Origin of the sequence: Enterobacter cloacae complex sp. P13B, from assembly GCF_014895915.1 — a bacterium.
GTDB lineage: Bacteria > Pseudomonadota > Gammaproteobacteria > Enterobacterales > Enterobacteriaceae > Enterobacter > Enterobacter bugandensis.
This window is the reverse complement of record NZ_JADBQN010000018.1, coordinates 805-1,622: the sequence shown is the minus strand read 5'-3', so window position 1 is coordinate 1,622 and position 818 is coordinate 805. Positions and strand designations below refer to the sequence as shown.

1 protein-coding gene is annotated in these 818 nt (G+C 51.0%); it reads left to right on the top strand.

The genetic code is table 11. From position 1 onward, the window contains the following. Nucleotides 1-340 precede the first annotated feature (340 nt). The gene (locus IM273_RS09430; protein ID WP_193051910.1) at nt 341-793 is read left to right on the top strand and encodes a YhcH/YjgK/YiaL family protein; all 453 of its coding nucleotides are present in this window, start codon (nt 341-343) and stop codon (nt 791-793) included. The last annotated feature ends 25 nt before the right edge of the window (nt 794-818 follow it).

Here is an 818-nt window from a genome sequence, read left to right as displayed (position 1 = left end):
GGCTATGCAATTATGATAATTAACTATTTTTGACTTAAGGAAAATCCATAAATAATTATGGGCTTATAACGGAAATTATCAAAGTCGTAAAATGTGATACGGTAGCGGGTTTTGTTATTAAGCTCTTTATTTCAGTAGGTTATGTGAGAACCTTAGTGTGCGTGAAATGAGGTTATGCATAACCGCTGCATAATTGCCTGGGCAGGATTAACAGCGGGTTAACACCTTTCCCGATAAACATGCGCTCGCGCAAGTCTCCTCGAAAAAGGGCTGGTATGGCAGGCTTAACTCTCGTATAAAAGAAAAAAATGAAACGTTGTTTTACATCGAGAGGTTTCCCATGATTATCGGCAACATCCACCATCTGCAGTCCTGGCTGCCTGACGCGCTGCGCCAGGCCATTGAGCACGTTAAAGCCCACGTCACCGACGCCACGCCGCTCGGCAAGCACGACATCAACGGCAACAGCCTGTTTTATCTGGTGTCAGAAGACATGACCCAGCCGTTCGCCGAGCGCCGCGCCGAGTACCACGCGCGCTACCTGGATATCCAGATTGTGCTGAAGGGGCAGGAAGGGATGACCTTCAGCACCCTGCCGCACGGTACGCCCGACACCGACTGGCTGGCGGACAAAGACATCGCGTTCCTGCCGGAAGGCGAGCAGGAGAAAACCATGGTGCTGAGCGAAGGGGATTTTGTGGTGTTCTGGCCGGGTGAAGTGCATAAGCCGCTGTGCGCGGTGGGGGAGCCTGCTAAGGTCAGAAAAGTGGTGGTTAAAATGCTGGTTGAATAACCCTTCACCCCTCACCCTAACCCTC